Origin of the sequence: Pseudomonas fuscovaginae SE-1, from assembly GCF_000364705.1 — a bacterium.
GTDB lineage: Bacteria > Pseudomonadota > Gammaproteobacteria > Pseudomonadales > Pseudomonadaceae > Aquipseudomonas > Aquipseudomonas fuscovaginae_A.
Map to the genome: position 1 here is coordinate 1 of NZ_AQOH01000023.1, position 22936 is coordinate 22936.

Consider the following 22936-nt stretch of genomic DNA (forward strand, 5'->3'; position numbering starts at 1 on the left):
TCAGGCCCTGCGCGCCCTGCCGCCACTGCCGCGCGAAGCGCTGGCCCGGTTGCTGGCGCTGCCGCCGCTGGCGCCGGGGTTCCGGCCGCCGATGCGCCTGGCCGATGGCCGGGTCGGCTACCCGCTGAGTGGCCGTGGCGAAGGCCTGAGCCAACGCGACAGCCTGGCGCGCAAGCTCTACCCGAACCTGAGCGTGGCCCAGGTGGAAACCCTGCATGACCTGGGAACCCTCAGGCCGCACGAGGCCCTGGCCAGGCTGCAAGCCCTGCAAAGCGAATACACCAGCCTGGAACAGGCCCTGCAGACCTGGCAACGTGAAGCGCAGAGCTACGCCCAGACCTTCGACAGGGGCCAGGCCGTGAGTGAGTTCACCCGCGGCTGGCGCCATGAGACGGGCACCCTCCTGCTGGGCAGCGACAGCCTGCCGCTGCTCAAGCTCAAGGGCAACCTGGGCCGCCTGCCCGCGCTCGCGGCCAACTTCGAGCACATTCGCGCACTGCGCCTGGAACACCTGAACCTGCAGGACTGGTCGACGCTGGATGAGCTGCTGGGCACCTTTGCCAAGGTCGAGATGCTCGAAGTGTCGAGCCAGTTGCTGCCGCACTTGTCAGCGCCCCTGCGGCGCCTGCCGCGGATCCGCTACCTCAAGCTGCTGGACGGCTACGGCACCGCCCAGGGGCCCGATGCCCAGGGCTACTACCGCTTCAACCAGGGTGCCGACACGCTGTTCGCCTTCAAGCTCGATGACAGCACCTGGGCCCCGGTGACCCCGCCGACCGGGCGTTTCGATGCCGCCGGCCAACTGGTCGCCCCCGAGCACCTGCCGTCGTGGACCGACGGCGAAATCTGGGAACACTACCGGTTGCAGGGTGACGCCATCAACGCGTTCCGCAGCCGGGCCGCCGCCACCGGCAAAAGCCCCGCCGAGGAACACCCGGCCTCGTCGGCACGGGCCAGAACCCGGCTGGTCCGCGACCTGAAATGGGCGTTTCCGGACACGACCGCCCAGCAGCGCGCCGAACTGCTCAAAAGCTACAACCTGCTGCCCAGCCAATGGCCCCTGTTGAAAAAGGCCCTGCAGGACACCGGCCGCATGCCCGACTGGGCCGAAGCGCACAAATTGCAGATGCAGGATGCCGACAACCTGCAGCGCTTCGATCAGTTGCAGGCCGAGGTGGTCCCGCAGATCCGCCATATCCGCAACTTCGAGTTCGAGAAACTGGCACTCGACCGCGACTTCCCCGACTACTACACCCGCGACTTCCTCGACGCCTTCCTGCTCAAGATCGGCTACCAGCGCAATATCCGCGATTGCCTGTACCGCACGGACATCCCCGCCCTGTTCCGCAGCGAGGACCGCACCCCCTTCGAACTGGCCCGCGACAACACCATGCTGGCCCGCGAGTCCCCCGGCGCAGAACGCTCGACCAGCGAGGACGCGCTCAGTGCCAGCTTCAGCCTCAGCGACGCCAAAAGCTACGGCGTCGGTGGCGGCCCCGGCAAGGGCCAACTGCGCTACAACACCCAGTTCGACCGTTACCCGGGAATCGCCGATTCCGACTCGGAAATGGACACCGACAGCGACGCGGACAGCGAAATGGACGTCGACTCGAACGCGAGCGAGGACGAGTGGAACCGCGAGCGCGGCTACAGCGCCCGCCGACTGCGCCAGACCGTCAGCTTCCTGTACATGATCGACACCCGCGGCATCGAGGTCGTCCCCGGCCAGGAAAACGAGTTCTTCAACCGCACGGGGCCCAGGGGGCTGTTCCCGAACGACGATCTGGAAGGCGAGATCTCCGTACCGCCGGCGGGCCTGGGCGCCGACCGGGTCTGGCTGGTCAACTCCAGCCTGACCCGCGCCGCCAACGTGCACGCGATCAACGAAGCGGCGGGCCATCAGGACCTGGGCATCGAAAGCGACACCTGGGACGGCGTCGACAACAGCGCGGTCTACGACCAGTTGATCGACCAGGTGGCGGCGTCCGGTGGGCAGGTGGTGGAGGCGCCGCCCAATACCTCGATCTTCTCCGATGATGTGGTGTGGCCGCATCCGCAGCCGTCGGCCTGAAATCGCGCATGGCTTGCGGCCCGGTGACGGCCGCAAGCCCATGCCCGGCGCCTCAGCCCGCCGGTGCTTGTCGAGCGGCCACCAGGGGAGCGTCCAGCAGCGAATCCACCACCGCTCTCGCCATTTCCACCGAATGCAGCAGGCTCCAGAACAGGGATCGCTCGAAGGGATCGGTGTGCAGGCTGAGTTCGTCGCCATTGAGCAGCGCCGATTCGAGCAGGCGGGACACCTGGGTCAGTGCGTCGTAGGCGCTGACGCCCGGCTGGATGGCGAACAACGAAGGCCTGCCGGTGGATTCGGGGGTGACGGGTTTGGCGCGGGTAAAGGTGAGGGGGTCGAGTGAACGGGCGTCGTGATGCGAAGGCGGGTCGGGCGTGAGTTTCTTGGTCATTGCGTGAAGCTCCTCTGTAGGAAAGGAGCCTGTCACCCACGCTGCAAAACGAAGGTGGCAAGCTGTACACAGGTTTGCAGACCGGACAGAGGAACCGGCAGGCCGAAGCCTCCTGCGCACAGCTCGCCATGACACGAGCGTAAAAATGCCGCTTTCGCGGCGCTGTGCGCCTCCGTATCCGGGCTGCAAAACCCGAGTCGCTGAATGGGCAGCGACCCAGGGACTCTATTCCCGGCACCTTGGCGCACACAATATTGTCCCACGCCTGTTTCGCGTGGGACATATTGGATTGTGTTGAAGGTTGTTTCGTACGACAACTAGCCCTTGGCCAGCGACCCCGACACCGGCAGGCTGTCCAGCAGGCGCAGCCCGGTGGTCTTCACGAACGTCGCGTAGTCCATCGGCCGCTCGATGCGGGTTTCGGCGTTCGGCAGCACATAGGCCCAGGCGCGGCCCGAGGCGCTGTCGTAGACCAGCTTGAACAGCCGCGTCGGCACCCAGACCTGGTTGTCGCCGACCGTGCCATGGCCCTCGTCGAACAGCGGCCCGGTGAACACATACACGTTGCCGCCCGCACGCTGGGCGAACTTGCGCACGTCGGACTCGACCTTGCTCCAGATCTTGCGGTTGTTGGTCGGGTCCTGCGGCACCATGTTCGACAGGGCGAACGACTGGGCCATGGCGTTGGGCGTCGGCGCATCGGCCGCCGGCGCCTGGTGCCCGCGGTCCACCGCCGGCTGCTGGGCGCGGTAGTCGCTCAGCTCGGCGCGGCCGCCCTTGGGAATGCGCGGGTCGGGGTAGAACTGGTTGGTGCGCTCTTCACCCTTGGCGTCCTTGAGCTGCGCCGCGTTGAGGCGCTCGACCACCACCAAGGGCGTCTTGCTGGTCTGCGAATAGAGCACCGCGAAGGTGTCGGAACACAGCGCCATCGGCTTCATGCTCGCCGGCACGCTGCCCAGGTTGATCGGCCGGGCGTTGGGGAACAGTTGCGCGCAAGCGTCGAACGAGGCCTGGCGCTCCTGGCTGGAATACAGCTCCAGGGCCGCGCCCTGGCTGATGGAACCGGAGCGATGGCCCTGCTTTTCGTGTGGCGCGGGGGCATCGAGCAGATCCAGCACACTGCGCGCCTGCACGGCGCCGCTGGTGAACAACAAAAGGGCTGACAGACCGACTGCTAACTTGCCTGGTTTCATGCGTCGCTTCTTTACTCGGGAGGGTCGAAAAATGCCTGCAAAGCCCTCGGGTTCGGGGCTCGGCGAGGCTTCTACCATCCACCGTGGGCAAACGCCAAGAAAATACTTCAACGGGCGTAGGAATCGGCGAAAAGCTGGCAGACTGACAGTACCCCAGCGGGAAAAACCGACGATTTTCCGCGGCCATGGCGTTAAACTGCCCGGCCCTTTTCGATGGCCGACGTTACCCCGATGAATCCGCAAGCCCTGTCCACCCTCCACGCCCACCTGCTCGACGCCCTGGCGAACCCGCCCCAGGAGACCCGCCGGCTGTTCCATGGCCGTGGCCGCTGCTGGCCGGGGCTGGAGCAGGTGACCGTGGACTGGCTGCAGGGGCTGGTGCTGGTATCGCTGTTCAAGGAGCCTGCGCCTGCGCAACTGGACGACCTGCAACAGCGCCTGCAAGACCTGACCCGCAGCGACGCCTGGGACCACAGCGGCGCGCGGGCCCTGCTGCTGCAACACCGCTACCTGCCGCTGAGCCCCACCGAGTGGCTGCTGGGCGAGGCCGTGGAGGAATGGACCCTGGTCGAGGGTGGGCTCAAGTACCGCATCGACCTGGGCCGCAAGCAGAACAACGGCCTGTTCCTCGACATGCGCTACGGTCGCGACTGGGTCCGCGCCAATGCCCGCGGCAAGCGCGTGCTCAACCTGTTCGCCTACACCTGCGGCTTCTCGGTGGCGGCCATCGAGGGCGGAGCCGAGCGCGTGGTCAACCTGGACATGTCCCGCGCGGCCCTCAGCCGTGGCCGTGACAACCACCGGCTCAACGGCCACGACCTGGGCAAGGTGGCGTTCCTCGGCCACGACCTGTTCAAGTCCTGGGGCAAGGTGATCAACGGCGGGCCGTACGACCTGGTGATCATCGACCCGCCGTCGTTCCAGAAAGGCAGCTTCCTGCTGACCAAGGACTACCAGCGCGTACTGCGCCGCCTGCCGGAACTGCTGGCGGCACAGGGCACGGTGCTGGCCTGCATGAACGACCCGTCGATCGGCCCGGACTTCCTGATCGAAGGCGTGCCCCGCGAAGCGCCGGGCCTGCGCTTCGAGCAACGGCTGGAGAACCCGCCGGAGTTTCCCGACCACGATGCCAACGGCGGCCTGAAGGCGCTGGTGTTCCGTCTACACACTAGCGCAGACTGAATGCCGGGCGGAGGCCGCACACTACGTGGCGAGCGGGCTTGCCCGCGCTGGGCTGCGGAGCAGCCCTAAAACCAGTCGACTCGTAGTGCCAGGCACAGCGAGGTCATGGGGTTTGGGGCTGCTCCGCAGCCCAGCGCAGGCAAGCCTGCTCGCCACAACAACCCTGTGCACCGCACAAGGTGTCGGCCACAATTGCGATAAGACACCACCATTGAACCTTTAAATCCGCCCCAACCGCGAGGCTGCCGTGTCCAGAGGCATCGTTCTATCCGTATCGGCGTCCTGCCTGTTCGCCGTCATGTATTTCTACACGTCCCTGCTTTCGCCCCTGAACGGCGAGGACATCTTCGGCTGGCGCATGCTGCTGACCGTACCCTGCATGACCGTGTTCATGCTGATGTCCGGCGACTGGAAGCTGGTGCCGGCGATCCTCGCGCGGATCGTCAGGGAGCCGCTGCTGCTGGTCAAACTGGTGGTGTCGTCGGCGATGCTCGGCGTGCAGTTGTGGATCTTCCTCTGGGCGCCGCTCAACGGCCACAGTCTGGACGTGTCGCTGGGCTACTTCCTGCTGCCGCTGACCATGGTGCTGACCGGGCGCATCGTCTACGGCGAAAAACTCTCGCGGCCCCAGGTGCTCGCCGCCCTGCTCGCCCTTGGCGGCGTGTTCAACGAGCTGTACCAGGTCGGCCGGGTGTCCTGGACCACCCTGGTGGTCGCGGCCGGCTACCCGGTGTACTTCGTGCTGCGCCGGCGCACCGGCACCGACAACCTTGGCGGCCTGTGGTTCGACATGGTGCTGCTGTTGCCGGTGGCCTGGTGGTTCGTGCACAGCGGGCAACAGGGCTTCGCCGTGGTCGAGCAGCGCCCTGCCCTGTACGCGCTGATCCCCGGCCTGGGGTTGATCAGTGCCGCCGCGCTGATCTGCTACCTGATCGCCAGCCGCATGCTGCCGTTCGGCCTGTTCGGCCTGCTCGGCTATGTCGAACCGGTGCTGCTGGTGTTCGTTGCCCTGCTGCTGGGCGAAAGCATCGCCCCGGGCGAATGGCTGACCTACATCCCGATCTGGCTGGCGGTGGCGGTGCTGGTGTTCGAAGGTATCAAGCGCCTGCTGAGGCAGCGCCGGGCACAATAGCCACGATCCATGGCCCAACCTCACGGAACGCTTGATGCCGCATGATTATTCAATCCGATTAACCATGAGTCGATATGATGCAGATCCACGCCAGCGATCCGCAATCACGCCGTTGCCGGTGCCTCAAGGACCAGCCAACCCTGGAGCCTAATGGCGAGCACGACAACTACACCTGGGTATTCACCCCCAAGGGCGCGATCATCTATCGGCGATGGCAACACCGACACACGGGAGATTACGTCCGCCGCAGCCAGTTGGGCAGCGGCAAGCCGATGGCCTGTGCCGGTGAGTGTTGATACTGGACGATTCGCCAGCACAAAAGCAAACACCCCGAACCAGTCGGGGTGTTTGCTTGAACGCCTTGCCAGTGTTTTCACACCCGCCATGAGGCCTTGGGGCATGGCATACACTTACCAGCTGTAGCGCACGCCCACGTTGGCGCCCCATGGCTGATCGATCTTCTGGCCCTTGCTGAAGTCCAGGTCGGCATGCACCTGCCACTTGTCAGACACCGAGACCGCGATACCGGTGCCCAGCTCCACCCGCGAACCCGACAGGTCGTTGTGGAAGGTGTTGTCATTGACCTGCACCTTGTTGTTCTTGGCGAACTCCTGCACGAAGGCACCACGGAGGTACGGCTGGGCCACGCGACCGTCGCCGATGTCGAAGTTGCGGCCACCGGTCACGCCGGCCTTGCCGAGCAGCGACAGGGTGCGGCCGTTCTCGGCCTTCATGCCGTTGTCCAACTTGTAGTCGCGCCCCTGGATGGCCATCGCGCTCAGTTGCACCGCCGGCTCGACGAAATAGTCGTTGTCCAGCTTGATGTGGCGGCCGAATTCACCGGAGACCCCCACGCCCACATCCTTGTAGCTGCCCTTGGCCTTGCGGCCATCGCTCAGCGCCACCGACGACTTGTTGTGCAGGCTGTTGAGCTTGGCCACACCGTCGAAGTAGTAGCCGCTCTGGGCATCCAGCCAGGTCGCGTAACCGCCGACGTAGGTACTGTTGACCATGCCGCTGGTGCCGCGACCCAGGCTCAGGTCGGACTTGCTGTAACCGGCCATCACACCGGCCAGCCACTGGCCATCGCCCATCGGCAGACGCCCGTCGGCACCCAGGGAAATACCCTGCTGGTTCTGGTCGTAGGCGCCGCCCTTGCCGGCATCGACCTTGTGCTTGTTGCCGTAGGTGCGCACCCAGCCGCCGCTTTGGCCGCCGTTGAAGCGCAGCTCGCCCATGCGCGAACGCAGGGAAGTCAGTTCGCCGTACATCACCGTCGGCGCGACGTTGGCCAGGGCCAGCACCGAGCGGGTACCGGGGCTGATGACCTTGGTGCTCGGGTCCAGGTGCCAGTCCTTGTTGTCGTTGTCGCCGATCAGGCGATACGAGTAGGTGCCGACATCCAGCCAGTCTCCCACCAGGCTGAAGGTGGCGCCGCCATCGGCGGTGCGCACCACGTGCAGGCGGTCTTCGGACAACGGGTCCTGCCCACTGCTGCTGATCAGCAGCTTGTGCACGCCTTCGGAGGTGCCGGTAACGTTGAGGAAGTCCCCCTGCATGTGGGCGAAGTCGGCGGTCATGATGAAGGTGCCGCTGCCCTTGAGGTTTTCCACGTCCAACTGGTAGAAGTCGCCCGGCTGGCCGAACTGCACGTTGCCGCCGCCCAGGGTCAGGTCGCCGATGCTCTGGTGGTCGGTCATCACCCACAGGGAGTTGCTGTTGATCGCCACGCTGTCGGCGTTGTCCAGCCGACCGGTGAGGATCGAGCCGTTGTTCAGCGCCACGCGGGCGGTGCCGTTGGCATCCTTGACGATGTCGCCGGTCATGCTGGCGCCATCCAGGCTCAGGTCCAGGGTGCTGGCGCTGCCGACCTTGATATTGCCGGTCAGGGCGCTGTTGCTGACACGCATATTGGCGCTGGCATTGTCGGCCAGCTCCACCATGTTGCCGTTCCCCCCCTCCAGTGTCGAGCCGTTGCGTACATCGATTTCGGCTACGGCGTTACGGTCGACCAGGATAGCCGCCCCCGTCTGGCCAATGACCCGCGAGTTGTCCAGCACGAGGCCCGGTTCCTGGTCGTTGGCGGTGGTTTCGCGCCCCATGCGCACGCCATTCAGCCCGCCGGTAATGGTGCTATCACTGGCCTGGGCACGACCACCCAGCAGGCTCAGCCCGCGCCCGCCGGACGCCGTGGCGGTCAGCGTGGAGCGGTTCAGGAACAGCTCGCTGAAGGCGGTCACGTGAGCGCCCTGGTTCAGGCCGGTAATGTTGCTATCGGTGACGACGGCTTTGGAACCACTGGTCTCATTCGGTGCGCGGACCACGTGCAAACCATCGTTGCCGGTGCTGGTAATGGTCGCACCGGTAATATTCGCGAGACTGTTCCTGAGCAGCACCCCGACGGAGCCAGTGGCCGAAACCCGCGAGCCCTGTTCGATGTTCAAGCTTGAATCATTGGCCACGATCTGGCGGGTGGTTGCCCCGTTGATATTCAACTTGGCATTGTTACGCAACGTGTAGTTGTCGGGAGCGGCATTGCGCTCGATGGTAACGGTCCTGTTGTCGATGACCGTTTCGGCGATTGCCGAAATATCCCATAAACAAAGGGGTGCAACCAGTGCGGACTTCATGGCAAGCGCCAGCCGGCTGCGAGGCAGGGTTTTCGGAAAGCTGTACATATCAGGCACTCTCTGTCAGTTCATTGTCAGTGAATTCGGAAAGTGCAACCGATCAGCACGGCTTCCGTTTTCACGAGGCGCAGAGACTACAGATGGCCGGGAAACTACTATGTAGGAATAATCAACATGGCAAGAAGTATAATTCCTATTAAATTGCGCTATATAAACACTCAAATAAATGGAGCACTCAAGTTGCGATAAACTTTTCCGAGTTCCAACAGCACAAACCACCGGCTGGGCGCAAAGCCCGGAGGGCACCGCGCCCTCCGGGTAGTCTCATCCGCTCAAGGCGCGCAAGTCCCTCCAGCCATCCTGAGCGTGACGCGAGCCCGACTCACAGGCGAAGTACCGCCCCCTCCGCCCACCGCCTTTTTGATCGTCCACAACACTTCAATGCCAAAACGGTTATCGACCTGGGCAAAATAGGCGTAGTCGATTGTCAGTCGAATACCCTGGCTAATATCGTTTGCCACGACCGTATGAGGAATGACTTGAGCGGGCCCCGAGATATCCTGACTGAAGTCCCAGTTCATGCCCTTCACCAACAACTCCACTTCATCGCGTACGGCCAGTGAATTGGGTGCCAGTATCCGTATCGGTATGCCCAGCCAGGGTGAATGCGCGCAACGAATCGTTGGGCCACCTGGAACATCGATATCCTTATTGAGAAACTCGACAAGCTCCGTGATGTCGAAGTTATTGACGTCGACCGTCACGTCCTGCTTTTGCGAAACCTTGAAGTTGCGGTCATTGGAAACCTTGTACCAGCAAGGGATGAGACCATTGCCCACGACACTGATCACAGTCTCCCAATCGATCTGGAAGACCACCTCGAAACCAGGGCCCTCATTGCCCGTCACAACGTAGGTACCCACAGAGTGACCATCACCCGGGCCATAGAAGCCTTCGATCTCATCGTCCATGCTCAGGTTGCCAGGCAGCGGAAAACGCATGGTGGCAGGAAAGCCACTATCGGCTGGGGTCAGTTCATTGTCCTGACCTGAATTGCCCCTGACCACGGGCAGCGTCAGGTTAGGGTCAACCGGGCCTGGCCCGACGATGGGGTCGCCAGGGACCACCAGGTCGACATCGACGAATTTCGACGGTGCCGGATAAAGTACGCCTCCCCTTTCAACCCAGTACTTGACTTCGGCCCGATAGGGAGCCGTGGTGCCCGGAAAGGCCACCAAGGTATAGGGAACCGTGCATTCCACCGGAAAAATCGGCAACGGTCCCACCTGCGGATCCGGCACGACATGAATGCCCTGCCACTCAAGAATGATCTTGTCCCCCCCTTGCGCATTGTCATATCGTGGGATTTCAACCAGCACACCGCTACGAGCCTCTTCACGATCGATGTAGTCCCCGGGGAGCTGTTCAGCCGCCGGGACATCCGGTTGCCACAGGTTCTGCGGTGGGTCACTGAGCAGTACCTCAACGGTATCCGGGATCGAAAACTGGCTACGGTTTCCGGCGCGGTCCGTCACGGTGTAGCGCAACACCTTGAACCCCTGGCCCAACCCTGCAATTACGTCACCTGGCACATCGAACACGATAGGCCCGGTATCGGGTGCAGGACCGCTGACGGTGGGCGTAGACAGGCCATTGCCCCAATAGAACGCATAGGTATCGCCTGCGCGCCGGTCCTCCGGGTCGGGGATGGTCAGGGTCACCTTGCCACCCAGGCTACTCAGTAACTCGGGGGTCAGGACCTTGCTCGCCTGCAGTTCAGGGGGGAGTTCGATTGCGGCGGGAAGATCGTTCAAGTTGGGGTCCAGCGCATCGACGAATATCTCCAGGGTTCTGGAGTAATCGGGATTCAGGTCTGGAGCGAACGTAGCGTTGTAGTAAATCTCCTTGGCCCCGTGGGTGCGCAGATACTGGCTGCTGACAGTGACCATCAGGGGGTTGGGCACAGCCCCAATTCCGTACTGAAAAGAGCTGATAGGCTCCTGCCTGCCCTGGAGGTAAAGCTGCAGCAGGTTGTAATCGTCACCAGGTCCCGCCTGTTGTGGCCATTCGGGAATGCGCAGCCTGAGCCCGTTGACCTGTCCTTCACGCGGCAGGACATCATGCTGATCATCTCCAGGAATGTCCGGCAGGAGATTCTCGCCGACGGGAGGGGCCAATTCCCGCGGAGCACCGCCCGTGCCACGGGATTTGCGTTTTTGACTCGACACTTTGCCTTTCGACATGTTCACGTACTCCATCATCAGAATGAAGGGCACGCCTTTCCGACTGCCTGACTACCGGCCAGGTGTGTGTTGCGCTCGACCAGCCAGTGCCCTGCCCGTCAGATCCCGGAACCTGAACATCGCCGCACCGGCCATGCCGACTCATTGAATGCACTTTCCCCGGCCTTTGCCAGCTGTCAGTTTTGACAGGTGCAAAATGCCGCCGGATATGCTTGCTTGCCGGCCCGCAAGGCTTGACCGGCTTCTGCCTTCGAGCCCGTCTGGAAATCCCGCATAACGAAATAATGAACAGCGGTTCATGTGACAAATCGGTCTAAAAAATCTTCCCCGCTCGTCCCACTGAAAAAAAATTGAACCGCTCGGCGGAATCTCACGAAGCTACGAAGAGGCCCCAGATGCCTGTCGGTGCTGCCTCACTGGCCGACCACTCGTCGCCACTGTCATTTCTGACAGGTTCTTTCTCCTGGAACGCGCAGTTCAATGGTCGACACGACTCGCCACCCGGGCTTTCGGGTCGCATCCCCAACTGCCACCGAGTAGTCAGCGCCGCATTGTCGAGCGTGGTCAACAGGAGACGCCCCATGGCCGATGCCAAGCACCCCCACCCGCTGCCGAACGGCATTCCCACCCAGGACATCAGCGACCTGATGCCACTGAAGGTGCCCGTCGCCATCGCGATGGAGGACGACGACCACTACTTCCAGATACCGCTGGCCGCGCAATACGAGGACCTGGAGGTGGTGATCGAGCAGGTATGGGACAACTATGAGGGAAGCACGGGGGACCAGACCCATATCGACTATTTTTTCGATGGCGTATTCGTCTTCAGGAAGACGCTGGTATGGCCATTCGATCCCAGCGTGGCATTCCCCTATTCAGCCTACATCCCGAAAAGTTTTCTGCGGGCCACGGGAGTCCAGAGGCTCACCTACATCGTGGTGCTCGATGGTAACGATTCACCGCCCTCGCAACCCACCGCAATCGATCTGGATCGGGTCGCTCCCAACAACGGTTCGCCCTGGCGCAGACTGGGATTTCCCGTCGATGAGGTGACAGAAGACTACCTGGCCGATCCGGCCAACAACGACCAGTTGGTCGGCACCGTCGAGCGCTGGGTCGATATCAAGATCAAGGACAGCGTGTGTGGATTCTGGGAGCCGAGTGCCAACCCCGCTCCCGAGCCGGTGCACATCGCTACGCTGACGATCGATCGCGACCACGTTTTCAACCAGAAACCCATCGAGCTGGTATTCAAGGGCACCGATATACGGGGCAAGGGCAACGGCGAGTTTCGGGTCTATTACAAACTGTGGGACAAGGTCGGTAACGATGGCCCGCCCTCAAGTGGCGAGCTGATCGATGTCAAGCTGACCCCGCTCCCGGTCACGCTGTTGGAGCCGCGAGTGCCACTGGCCGAGCTGGATGGCCTGATCGACCTGGAGGATGCACGCCAGGGCGTGCACATGGAGATACTGGAAATACCGGGCATCCAGCCTGGCGACTTCCTGGATTTCTATTGGGACCTGCAATGGCTGGGCGAGCACCAGGTCGAGGATATCCAGTCCTGGCCGATTCCGGTGCCGGTCAGTTGGGAGGCGTTGTCCTACCGGGGCGCCGAAGACAGTCGCCAGCTCGCTCGTGTCCATTACACCTGGCGGCGGGGGAACATCGGCCCCCGACCTTCGCAATCGCGCTTCGTGGACGTCGACCTGACGGTGGCGGGCCCGACCAACCCGGACAATCCAAACCCGGTCAACGAGTTGCTTGAAAAGGTCACGGTCAAGGGCGTGACCGGGGACAACCGCATCACCGAAGCCGATGAGGCCAGCGCGCCGGTGCGGGTGGTGGTGCCCCTCTACGCCGACCCGTTACCGGGCCAGGTGCTGGAACTGATGTGGGCGGGCGAGCCGGCTCCGGTGGCAACCTATAGGGTCAGCGCCGTCGACAAGGAAGGTGATCTGGTGGAGTTCTTCATTCACTGGGATCTCATCGAGCCCATCGGCAACGCCAAGGTGCAGGCCAGCTACTGGACCTACAACGGTGTCAACCGTCAACGCTCGCCCAGCACCGAGGTCGAGGTCAGCGTGGGAGTACTGACGATAACCGGTAACCGCACCCAAGTCGGGCCCCATTACTACAACAACCTGAGCCGCCTGGTCGCCACCGTCAAGGGCGCCGGCACGCCATACTGGCGCTACGAGGGGCAGACGGACGCGTTCAAGGGTCCAGCGTTTCTCGATAGCCACCCGGAGCTCGAACTGAGCGTGGGGCTCGAGCCCCCTGGCAAACGCCAGGAACAGGTGCTGCGTCGGGTCAACGTCACTGGGGTATACAACGTGGACAGCAGCCACGCGGGCTGCATCACGCTGGATGACGGCTCGCTGTATGGCTGGAGCGACAACCCCGCGCTCCTCCCACCGACCGGACTGGCCGCTGTACGCCATGTCGTCGGTGGCGGCTCGGCCTTCGCCGCCCTGCATCACGATGGCAGCGTCTCGGCCTGGGGCCGCGCCGATCTGGGCGGAGTGGCTCCGCGCCTGACCCAGGTCAAGCGGATCGTCGCCAGCAGCGGCGCCTTTGTCGCGGTGCACGTCGATGGCTCGCTCAGCGCCTGGGGAGACCCGGAGCATGGCGGCTCCCTCCCCGATATGATCACCCCACTGGACCAGATCGAACAGATCGTCGGCAGTTCCCAGGACTTCTGCATCAGGCGAATGAACGGCGCAGTGTTCAGTTGGGGCCGGCAATGGCCCAACGGCCAACGCCTGTTCGAAGCCCAGAGCGCGACCCAGATCGTTGCCAGTAAACACGCCTTTGCCGCCATCAAGCCGGACCGCACGGTATTGGCCTGGGGCGATCCGGAATATGGCGGGCAGATTCCGGCCAGCCTGGAGGGCCTGCTCACGGATATCGTGTTGCTGGTCTCCACCAGCCGGGCATTCGCGGCGCTGGCAGCCAATGGCCAGGTCTACGCCTGGGGCAATCCCGGCTCCGGGGGACAAGCCCCCGGCGGCCTGGACGGCATCACTCATGTACTGGGCAGCACCCACGCCTTCGCCGCCGTGGACGCTGCCGGCCAGGTAACCGTTTGGGGGGAACCCGCCGAAGGCGGCACCCGACCCTCCGACCTCGAGGCGGTGCTGAGCCTGTCCGCTGCGAACGCCAGCCTCGCCGCCGTGCAGCGCAATCAGATGGCCATATCGTGGGGGCAGATCGCCGCGCGCCCAGGCCAGGCCAACGTGGCCGGCATCTACGCCGCCGGCAATCACCTGGTCCTGCTGACCCACCAAAGTACCGCAAGAGCCTGGGGAACCGCTGCCCCTGGGCTGGCACACCTGGACGGTTCAGTGTCCTACAGGCGGTAAGAACCTGCCGTTCAACTCCAACGGCGCAACCTCAGCACCGATGCCAACGCTTCAGGAGAGCTTTCATGAACAACAACCCGATTCTCGCCAAGCCCACCGCCACGGATGTAGTGATCGTCGGCGAAGCCCTCGTCGGCGGTACCGTCGTGGGCAGTTACCGGTACCTCAACGACGTGGAAAACCCCGAGCAGGGTTCCACCTACACCTGGTACCTCAATGGTTCTCCCACCGAGCATACGCTGCACTTCCATATTCGCCCCGAGCATGCGGGAAAGCGCCTCATCTTTGCCGTCACCCCGCAAGCCCAGTCGGGAGAAACGGGCATGGAAGCCCTCTCCCCGGAAAAGACCATCTCGGCAGGCTTCCAGAACATCAGCCTGGAGGAAAGCGAAGCCAGTTTCCTCAAGCAACGGGGCAACTTCTCGCTCTACAGGGAAGAGCCTTCCGATCGGGTGTTCGTCTCCACCGGCGGCGCTTTCGCCGCGATCGACCCCAAGACCCAGAGAGTCTTCGTCGAGGGTGAAAAGGACTGGGGTGCGGACGTGCCACCGGATATGAAGATCCTGATCCGGAACAACCCCGCCACCCGCCTCTTCGCCACGGAAAAATGCTTTGCCGCGATGATCGACATCACGCCGACCAACAACCGGCTTTTGGTCTGGGGGCCGGGTATCGCCGCCAACCAAGGCTCGTTCCTCAACGTCAAGTCGGTGTACAGCAACCGAACCGTGTTCGCCTTCATCTACAAGGATCCCCAGGGTTCGGCCCCGCGCATCGGTGCGATCGGCCCCTCCAGCGCCAACGCCAATGGGGCGGTGATCCCGGACTCGATTCAACTGGAACTGGCGTTCGACCCACCCAAGGCCATTTACGCCACCGAGAATGCCTTTGCTGTCCTGACCGAACGAGGCAAGGTCTACGCCTGGGGCAATACCAACAACGGCGGCACGATCAACGCCTTCGTGCGCCAACAGCTCAACAACATGACCGTCAATCGCATCGTCTCCACCGACAGCGCGTTCTGTGCCACCGATGCCAATGGCACGCTCGTCACCTGGGGTACGGCCAACCGGGGGGGCACCATCCCCAGCAACGTGCTGGAGAGCATTCTCGACGATGATGGCGTCAACACCGTCGTGGCCAATCGAGCCTCCTTCCTGGTAGTGACGAAGCGCCGGCGCAAGGCCTACAGCTTCGGACGGGCCGGACAAGGTGGCGACATGTCGGCCGCGGCGAGCGAGCTGGCCGTGCGCGGCAACATTGCCCTGTGCCAATCGTCCAACTGGGCCCACGCCATGTGCAACGACAACGGTCAGTTCACCTCCTGGGGCACTGCCGCACATGGCGGCACACCTCCAACCTCACGCCCCCCCCGGCAAGCCGATCCGGACACGGACATGAGCTTGCTATTCGAGCACAGTGGCGTGAAGGCCGAGCTGGAAGCCTACTTCCAGAACGACCCCATTGTCGGCCACCCGACGGACCGGGTGACCTCAACCGTGGTGACCGCCTCGGGCAGCACCATCGATATCCATTCCACCGACTCCAGTTTCTTCCTGTACAGCAAGGCAGCCAGTGGCCTGACGGAAAAGGTCGTGGCCTGGGGCCAGGCCAATGCCGGCGGCAGCATGCCTACGGGAGTCAGGCAGGTACTGGAAAGCAGCGTGATCGAAGCGGTATATACCACCAATGGTGCCTATGGCGTGATCGTCACCCAGGGCGCCACCCAAGGGGTTGTGGTGGTATGGGGTGTCCCCTTGAGCCGAGGCGATGCGGGGGAAATTCCCCCAGTACTCGCAGCCCCCTTGAGATCCGGCGTCATAGAAATCTACTCGATCAAACGCTGGCCACAGGTTTCTCCGACACCGGAACCCGTGGACCCTTCTTTCGCTGCGCGAATCAACAACCATACCTACGGTCTGTGGGGGGGCAACGTCAACAACCAACTCTACGACCCCAGCGCCCAGGATACGCGGGCCCAGCCGATCTTCAAACGCCGTTTCGGCGAGTTGGCGTAACCCGGTAAAAAGCCTGGGGCGCTGACCGCCCCAGGCTTTGCAACCTCATGGATGACAGGGCGCGCCCGCCGTCTTGCGCGTCAGTATCACGCCGGTGACCGTCGACTGCGCGCTCTGTGCCGAGGCCGGCCGCTCCAGGCGCCAGTACACCTCGATCAGGCCATCGACCACCGGCTCGATGTGCTGCCAATTGACGATCACCACCAATCCCTCCTTGGCGATGCCGGCATCCACCGGGTAGCGATAGGAGACCCGCGTCGCCTGCACCGGCGTGCCGCCCCCGCGATCATTGTTGATCACCCAGTGCAGCGAGACCACGTCGCCCTCGCGCAAGCTGTCCGGGTCGTGAAGGCGCACGGGAATGCCCTCCCACGGCCGGTGATAACAATTGATCATGTTCTTGTCCGCGTCGCGCACCGGGAGCTCCAGTGGCCGCAGCGCACCGACATCGTCGAAGATATCGACCACCACCTGCACTCGCGGGGACTGCTGCGCGTTGTGGCTGCCCACCACTTCATAAAACAGGTTGTGACGGCCGTTGCCGACCCCGGCGATGATCGCCCAGGGCACGTCCAGCGACAGCTTGCCACCTTCGAAGCCATCGATCGGATGCTCCGCGACAGGCTGGGTTCCCTCTGCATAGAACACCCTGAACCGGTCACCGGTCAGCAGTTGCCCCTCGGGCAGGTTGAACGTGACCTTGACCGGCTTGTCCTTGTCCTGCGCATTCAGGTGGTTGGCATGGTTGGAAGTGGCACCCCGCATCTCCGGTATTGGCAGTTGCGGATTGATGGGGTTGAGTTCAGGGTTGTCGTCGCCCGGCAAGCTCAGATCGACCGGCACCGACAAGGTTCGCGACGGCGGCGAGGTGAAACTGCCACGCTGAACGAAATAGAGCAGATTGGCGGTATAGGGCTCATGGGTGCCATGAAAGGAAAATGCCGACCAGCCGATGTCGAAGCGCAATGGAAAGGCCTGGACATCCGTGAGCGTAATGACCGGCAGTTCCAGCCCGGACAGGAACGGCACCACCCGGTCGCCCCGGCGCGTGCCCTTGATGAACTCGATGGAAGCCACCACCCCGTCGCGGATGGCCTGCCGATTGATGAAGGTGTGATTGAGTTCGGGCGTCGCCAGTTCCTCGACCCGCGGGTAGAGCATGACGGTCAGCCGCTCGCGGATCGACTCCTGGCTGGGGTTGCCGGCCCGGTTGACGATCCGGTAGGTCAGATCCAGTGGCTCCTCGCCCAGCTGAAAGAACTGTTCGGTGGTGAGTTCGATCTCGAAGGCTGCGGCTGATGGCACCGGCCCGTCCATGTAGGGTGTGTCGCCATCTCGGACAAACAACTGCCAGCGGTCGCCCACGCGGTACCCCGTATAGGGCGGGATGGTCAGTTGCAGGCGATTGCCGTGCTCCTGCAGATAGGCCAAGGTCACGGTCTTCTGCGGCAGATTCGTCGGCAATCCGATCGCCCTGGGAACCTGGGTGCCGTTGGGCGTGGTGGTGTCGATGGTGACGGTCAAGGGAAACGAGTAGGCCCGGTTACCGTCACCATTGGCGACCTGGTAACTGATGACTGGCGTCCCTTGGATAGACAGTTCACGGCCCGGCACGAGGAACGACCTGGGCAGCGAGAGTTCGGTCACAGGCCCGACCAGACGCTGCCCGGCGGCCCATGTGCCGTTGATGTAGAAGTCGATGATATCGGTCTGTCCCTCTCCGGCCGGATGGGGCCACAGGTAGACCGCCACCTCGACACCGAGCGTGCCCTGGTCGCTGGGCAGCAGGTTGACTTGGCCGTCGCCATTGTCCGGCAGCGTATTGAGAGGAATGGGGGCCGCCAGGCTAGGCGAATCGGCGGTCATTGCAGAATAGGGTTTTACTTCGGTAGTCGACATTTCGATAGGCTCCATGGCATGGACAGCACTTGGATGGCAAATGAACGTCGCGCAGGCGAAAAACTTCAGTGATAGACGAAAGCGCCCAGCTATTAGAGCGGCATGCCGGACAAAGCGTAACTGTCAATTCTGACAGGTCGGCGTACCGTTGATCCGGTTCTGTTCAAGAGCACCTGAGGCGATGGCGGCACGCACACCTGAACCGCTCGTCGCCACTGTCATTTCTGACAGGTTCTTTCTTGCGGCGCTCGCCGTTCAATAGCCTTCACGGCTTGCCTAAGGGGTTTTCGGGTCGGTTCCCGGTTTGCGATCACACAGGATCTCGACATGAACGACCTTATCCCCATCTTGCGCCCAGGTCGCAGCGATCCAGACACGTCCAGCCACGGGCGTACCTTCGACCTGACCCGTGCGGCAGCGATCGAACGCGTGCCCTTCAGCGCCCTGGAACTCTACATTCCCGGCATGACCTCATCGATCCAGGGTTTCGATGGCGGCATCAACCTCGATGCCCTGGCCCTCCATCATGACAAGGGCCTGCTGTGCCTGTTGAACCCTTACCTGGACATGGTCGAAAACGACTTCATCGAACTGTTCTGCCGGGACACGCTGATCCCCGTCGCCACCCACCTGGTTACCGCCTTCGAAGCGGAAAAAGGCCTGCAGATTCCCCTCTACATCCCGCTGACGCGCGTGCCCGATGGCCCGGCCAACCCGGTGTTCTTTCGACTCACCACCGCCGACTACAACCGGGATGAAACCCGGCTGTTCAAACTCAACGTCGATACCATCCGCCCAGGCGGCCGCAACCCCACGGCCAGCAGCGACCAGAACGGGAATCTCGCCAAGCCGGTATTCCCTCAGCACCTGATCGACTTCGGCGTCGGCTCGGAAGATATCAGCACCCCGGTACCGGTCAGCATCGACTTCTACCCGGTCCGGGAGGAGCCCGCCAGTACCTACCGCGTGGCACGCGACCGGATTCGCCTGAGCATCGGCGGAGTGATCGTCGAGAGACCGCTCAACGAGGGTGAAACCGAGAGCCAGAAGCCCGTCACCTTGATGGTCAACACAGGTATCTGGCTACAGTTGCCCAGCGGTTCCCATGTGTGCGAATACGAGGTCGTCGACGAGGTCGGCAACCACTCCGATGGCTGGTCGCCGCCGCAGATTCTCGAGTTGCGCCTCAACGACTGGAACGGGCCGCTGCTGCCCGAAGCCTATGTCGAGGAGTCCGACGAGCTGGGCATTCTCGATGCCGATGCACTCGACGGCAGCGACGCCAGCCTTGTCATCCTGCTGAACAAGAGTGATTTCGCCCAGGACGACACCCTGCGGGTCCAGGTCAACGGTCGCACCGCGGACAACATCACCGTGATCCGTTTCTACGAGCACCCGGTCACCCTCGCCGACCGTACCGCCCGGATCACCTGGCCCTTTGCCGATATCCAGACGCTGATCGGCGGTCGGGCGCAGATCACCTACGAACGCATCCGCACCGGCATGGCGAACCGCCTTTCTCACACGGTGATCATCGGCATCATCGGTACCACCACCCCCCACCTGCCCGCCCCCCAGGCACCGGATGCCCCCGAACAGGTCCTGCTGCCGGATATTGAGTTCCTGAACGTGAAGGTGCAGGCCTACCTCGGCCAGGCCCGCAATGACCAGGTTGTGCTGGTGTTGGTGGGCACCAGGGCCAACGGCAGCTACTACTACCGTGAACTGATCGAAATGGCCGGCAGCGACGACGAGGATATTGCCTTTCGTCTGCTCAATGGCCCCAACGGTGAAATTGCCCAGCTTGAGGGCGGCACGCTACGGCTTTTCTATCAAGTCATCGGCGTGGAAGGCAGCCGCACCTCCGCCGACATCGTGCTCGATGTGGGGGAACCCGGCACCGCATTGCCGGAGCCAGAGCTGGAAGAAGCGCCGCCACCCGACCATGTGTTCGACCCGGATCTGCCACTGCTCGACCTTGGCGTGACCGTCAAGGCCGACCCCGCTATCAGGCTGCACGACACCCTCACCGTGCACTTTGAAGGCACGGGGCTGGGCGGAAGTTTCATACCGGCACCGTTCACCATCAACGAAGTCTGGGAAGGACAGAACATTCCCTTCACCGTCCCACGCCAGTACGTGCTGGCCAACAACAATCGCTCGGCCCGGGTCTACTACACCGTCGAACGAGAAAACACGCGCCTGCGTTTTTCCCACGCCGTGCTGATGCTCGTCGGCAAGGTCCTGGACCTGCCGGTGGCCTATGTCCTCCAGAGCGACGTCACCGGACCGGACACCGCCATGCTCAACCCGATGCAGGTGAGCGCGTCACCGACAGTGAAGATCCGTGTGGCCTACGAGAACATGAAGATCAACGACGATATCCGACTGTACTGGCTCGGCAGACCGGGCCTGGGCACGCCGGAAATGGCCCACCTGCCAGGCTCGGCCACAAAAAGGGTGGAGTTCTCGCTGCCAAGCAGCACGGTGGCGGGCAACCTCGGCAACACCGTCAAGGTGTATTACGAGGTGTCCCGTTGGGACAAGACGAAACGCTCCGGCGAGCTCACCCTGCAAGTGATGAGTTTCGACGAGATTCCCGGCGGCAATCCCCTGCCGCCCCTGCGGCTGCTCGAAACCCATTCCGGGCTCGTGGACCTCAACGACAGCGTGACCTTCCGGGTCGATGCCTGGCCCTTCTTCCGCGAACGGGAGCGGGTGTGGCTGACGCTGGAGAGCGACAACCCCAATGGCTCGGTCAACCGCCTGCCGATCCGGGTCGCGTCCCCCATCAGTTCGGATGAATTCCGGCAGGACTACCTGCAACAGGTCATCAGCGATGTGCCGGCCTATGCCGCGTGGCTCCGAGCTGTCCCGTCCGGACGGGAGATCAGGGTCGTATTCAAGGTGGCATTTGGTGGCGGTACCACCGAGGCCGACGCCGTGGAGTTTCCGGTACTGACATTCGGTGCCGTACCGCAACCTCGGTGGCCGAGAAGCCTGATGGGTTACCTGAGTGGGCAGAACATGGAGAGCACCGAAGACCTGCACCTGCCGCCATGGGCCTTCAGCACAGCCGGGCAGCAGGTATGGCTGACCCTGGAGGGGCAAACGGCCAGCGGCGAACCCCACGATCTGTCGATCGATGCCGGCACGCCGATTACGGGAGCGGAGGCGCAAGCGGGCCTGACCCGCAAGATTGCCAGGAGTTATTTCCAGCAACTGGGGCATGACACGACGCTGCGGGTCACCGGCCAGATCAGCCTGGATGGCGGCGTGACCCGTGTGGACCTGCTGCCCCTGGAGGTCACGTTCACCCCGTACTTCCTGGTGGCGGCCAACCGGGAAAATGCCACCGAGTATGGCAGGTTCACCCCGGATGCACCGGGCTCCTTCGCCTTCGTCATGCCTTCCGCGCAGATGGGGCCGACCAAGCTGGTCTGGGGCGCGTCAGAGGACATCACCCGCCTGAACATTCCGCTTGTCAGCAGCGACGGCACCAGCCAGACCGTGCTGATGAAGGCGACACGCTCACAGGGAGGCGGCTACCTGCGGGCGTTCAACAACGCTGTGGCCGTGGCAGGCGGCGGCCCCACGTTCATGCGCCTGCATTTTCTGCTGCAGGACAACACCGCACTCCCGACCGGCAATTACAAGGGTACGTTCAGGGCGATCCTGAAGGGCTGGCATACGCCCTCGTTCGAACAGGATGTGTGGGTGCAGGTGCTGATCAGCAAGTAGACGATGGGGCCGACTTCGCCGATGCCGTGCCAGGTCGCCCTACTCCCATGGAGCGCCATCATGAATAACCGGACCGCGTCTCGCCCCTCCGTCACGGATGTGCTGATCATCGGCGAACCCCTGGTCGGGGGAACCCTCGTCGGCAGCTACAAGTACCACAATGACGACGCCAGCCCCGAGTCGGGGTCCACCTACCGCTGGTATATCAACGGCTCCGCAGACCAGCGCACGCAGTACCTGCGTGTCCGGCGCGAACACATCGGCAAGAACCTGATCTTTTCCGTCACCCCCCGTGCGCTGTCGGGGGAAATCGGCGAAGGCGAGTTGTCCGGGCAGAAGACCGTCACCGACGACTTCCAGAACATCGCTATCGAGGACAGCGAGGCCTGCTTCCTCAAACAGCGGGGCAACTTTTCCTTCTATGCGGAAGAACCCTCCGATCGGGTTTTCGTTTCGACCGCGGGCGCCTTTGCCGCCATAGACCCCAAGACCCAGAAAGTCTTCATCGAAGGCGAAAACGCCTGGGGAGCCGAGGTTCCGCCGGACATGCTGACGCTGTTCAGGAACAGCCCGGCGACGCGGCTGTTTTCCACCGAGCGCTGTTTCGCCGCCCTGGTCGACATCAACCCGATGGAAAACCGCCTGCTGGTCTGGGGGCCGGGCATCGACACCGACCAGGGGACGTTTGCCGATGTCAAGGCGGTCTACAGCAATCGCACCGTGTTCGCCTTCATCTACAAGAACCCCAGGAATGCCGACCATCGTCTGGGAGCAGTCGCCCCACGTGCCGACAGTGGCAATGGCGCGGTCATCCCGGACGCCATTCAACTGGAGCTGGCTTTCGACGCTCCCAGGGCCCTCTATGCCACCGAGAATGCCTTTGCCGTGCTGACCGAAGGCGGCAAGGTTCATGCCTGGGGCAATGCCAACAACGGTGGCGAGATCAATGCCTTGGCCAAGGAGCAGCTCAGGAACATGGTCGTCGAGCGCATCGTCGCCACCGACAGCGCCTTCTGTGCCACCGACGGCACTGGCAATCTCGTCACCTGGGGCGCCACGGACAGAGGCGGG

12 protein-coding genes and 1 pseudogene are annotated in these 22936 nt (G+C 63.1%); 8 read left to right on the plus strand and 5 right to left on the minus strand.

The annotated features are described in order from the left end of the window. A partial coding sequence (locus tag K675_RS31780; RefSeq protein WP_051070731.1) for a hypothetical protein occupies positions 1–2071 on the plus strand: 2071 nt, incomplete at its 5' end. Between the two features lie 52 nt (positions 2072–2123). Here the strand turns inward: K675_RS31780 and K675_RS0103300 are convergent. Both K675_RS0103300 and K675_RS0103305 read right to left on the minus strand, forming a co-directional pair. Beyond that, the gene (locus K675_RS0103300; protein WP_017902086.1) at positions 2124–2462 is read right to left on the minus strand and encodes a hypothetical protein; all 339 of its coding nucleotides are present in this window, start codon (positions 2460–2462) and stop codon (positions 2124–2126) included. A gap of 317 nt (positions 2463–2779) precedes the next feature. Next, on the minus strand, positions 2780–3655 hold the full coding sequence (locus tag K675_RS0103305) for a DNA/RNA non-specific endonuclease (RefSeq protein WP_026144881.1): 876 nt from the start codon (positions 3653–3655) through the stop codon (positions 2780–2782). A gap of 231 nt (positions 3656–3886) precedes the next feature. Between K675_RS0103305 and K675_RS0103310 the strand changes: the two genes are divergently transcribed. The 3 genes from K675_RS0103310 (at position 3887) to K675_RS0103320 (ending at position 6265) form a co-directional block, all read left to right on the plus strand. Beyond that, complete coding sequence (locus K675_RS0103310) at positions 3887–4837, plus strand: class I SAM-dependent methyltransferase (protein WP_026144882.1); 951 nt, start codon at positions 3887–3889, stop codon at positions 4835–4837. 247 nt (positions 4838–5084) lie between these two features. Beyond that, positions 5085–5969 carry an EamA family transporter RarD gene (gene rarD, locus K675_RS0103315; protein WP_026144883.1) on the plus strand — a complete coding sequence of 295 codons (885 nt, stop codon included), beginning with the start codon at positions 5085–5087 and terminating at the stop codon, positions 5967–5969. Positions 5970–6043: 74 nt separating this feature from the next. Beyond that, positions 6044–6265, plus strand: coding sequence for a hypothetical protein (locus K675_RS0103320; RefSeq protein ID WP_017902090.1), 222 nt, complete (start codon positions 6044–6046; stop codon positions 6263–6265). A gap of 114 nt (positions 6266–6379) precedes the next feature. On the opposite strand, the gene K675_RS0103325 is transcribed toward K675_RS0103320, so the two are convergent. Then, the gene (locus tag K675_RS0103325) at positions 6380–8599 is read right to left on the minus strand and encodes an autotransporter outer membrane beta-barrel domain-containing protein (protein WP_420066321.1); all 2220 of its coding nucleotides are present in this window, start codon (positions 8597–8599) and stop codon (positions 6380–6382) included. Between the two features lie 332 nt (positions 8600–8931). Beyond that, the gene (locus K675_RS0103330) at positions 8932–10842 is read right to left on the minus strand and encodes a hypothetical protein (RefSeq protein WP_157383901.1); all 1911 of its coding nucleotides are present in this window, start codon (positions 10840–10842) and stop codon (positions 8932–8934) included. A 581-nt stretch (positions 10843–11423) separates the two neighbouring features. Here K675_RS0103330 and K675_RS31785 point away from each other — a divergent pair. Together K675_RS31785 and K675_RS30305 are read left to right on the plus strand one after the other, a co-directional pair. Further along, positions 11424–14207 carry an RCC1 domain-containing protein gene (locus K675_RS31785; RefSeq protein WP_017902093.1) on the plus strand — a complete coding sequence of 928 codons (2784 nt, stop codon included), beginning with the start codon at positions 11424–11426 and terminating at the stop codon, positions 14205–14207. Between the two features lie 65 nt (positions 14208–14272). Next, complete coding sequence (locus tag K675_RS30305) at positions 14273–16225, plus strand: hypothetical protein (RefSeq protein WP_017902094.1); 1953 nt, start codon at positions 14273–14275, stop codon at positions 16223–16225. A 45-nt stretch (positions 16226–16270) separates the two neighbouring features. Here K675_RS30305 and K675_RS0103345 read toward each other — a convergent pair whose 3' ends face one another. Beyond that, complete coding sequence (locus tag K675_RS0103345) at positions 16271–18124, minus strand: hypothetical protein (protein WP_157383902.1); 1854 nt, start codon at positions 18122–18124, stop codon at positions 16271–16273. A 327-nt stretch (positions 18125–18451) separates the two neighbouring features. On the opposite strand from K675_RS0103345, the gene K675_RS30310 reads away from it, so the two are divergent. Together K675_RS30310 and K675_RS0103355 are read left to right on the plus strand one after the other, a co-directional pair. Then, complete coding sequence (locus tag K675_RS30310; protein WP_017902096.1) at positions 18452–21865, plus strand: hypothetical protein; 3414 nt, start codon at positions 18452–18454, stop codon at positions 21863–21865. Positions 21866–21925: 60 nt separating this feature from the next. Then, a pseudogene (locus tag K675_RS0103355) lies at positions 21926–22936 on the plus strand (hypothetical protein); the annotation flags it as partial.

Bases quoted from the DNA above. Each gene is read 5' to 3' on its own strand.
- K675_RS0103300 (WP_017902086.1), bottom strand. From the start codon at position 2,462: ATGACCAAGAAACTCACGCCCGACCCGCCTTCGCATCACGACGCCCGT.
- K675_RS0103305 (WP_026144881.1), bottom strand. From the start codon at position 3,655: ATGAAACCAGGCAAGTTAGCAGTCGGTCTGTCAGCCCTTTTGTTGTTC.
- K675_RS0103310 (WP_026144882.1), top strand. From the start codon at position 3,887: ATGAATCCGCAAGCCCTGTCCACCCTCCACGCCCACCTGCTCGACGCC.
- K675_RS0103320 (WP_017902090.1), top strand. From the start codon at position 6,044: ATGATGCAGATCCACGCCAGCGATCCGCAATCACGCCGTTGCCGGTGC.
- K675_RS0103325 (WP_420066321.1), bottom strand. From the start codon at position 8,599: ATGAAGTCCGCACTGGTTGCACCCCTTTGTTTATGGGATATTTCGGCA.
- K675_RS0103330 (WP_157383901.1), bottom strand. From the start codon at position 10,842: ATGTCGAAAGGCAAAGTGTCGAGTCAAAAACGCAAATCCCGTGGCACG.
- K675_RS31785 (WP_017902093.1), top strand. From the start codon at position 11,424: ATGGCCGATGCCAAGCACCCCCACCCGCTGCCGAACGGCATTCCCACC.
- K675_RS30305 (WP_017902094.1), top strand. From the start codon at position 14,273: ATGAACAACAACCCGATTCTCGCCAAGCCCACCGCCACGGATGTAGTG.
- K675_RS0103345 (WP_157383902.1), bottom strand. From the start codon at position 18,124: ATGTCGACTACCGAAGTAAAACCCTATTCTGCAATGACCGCCGATTCG.
- K675_RS30310 (WP_017902096.1), top strand. From the start codon at position 18,452: ATGAACGACCTTATCCCCATCTTGCGCCCAGGTCGCAGCGATCCAGAC.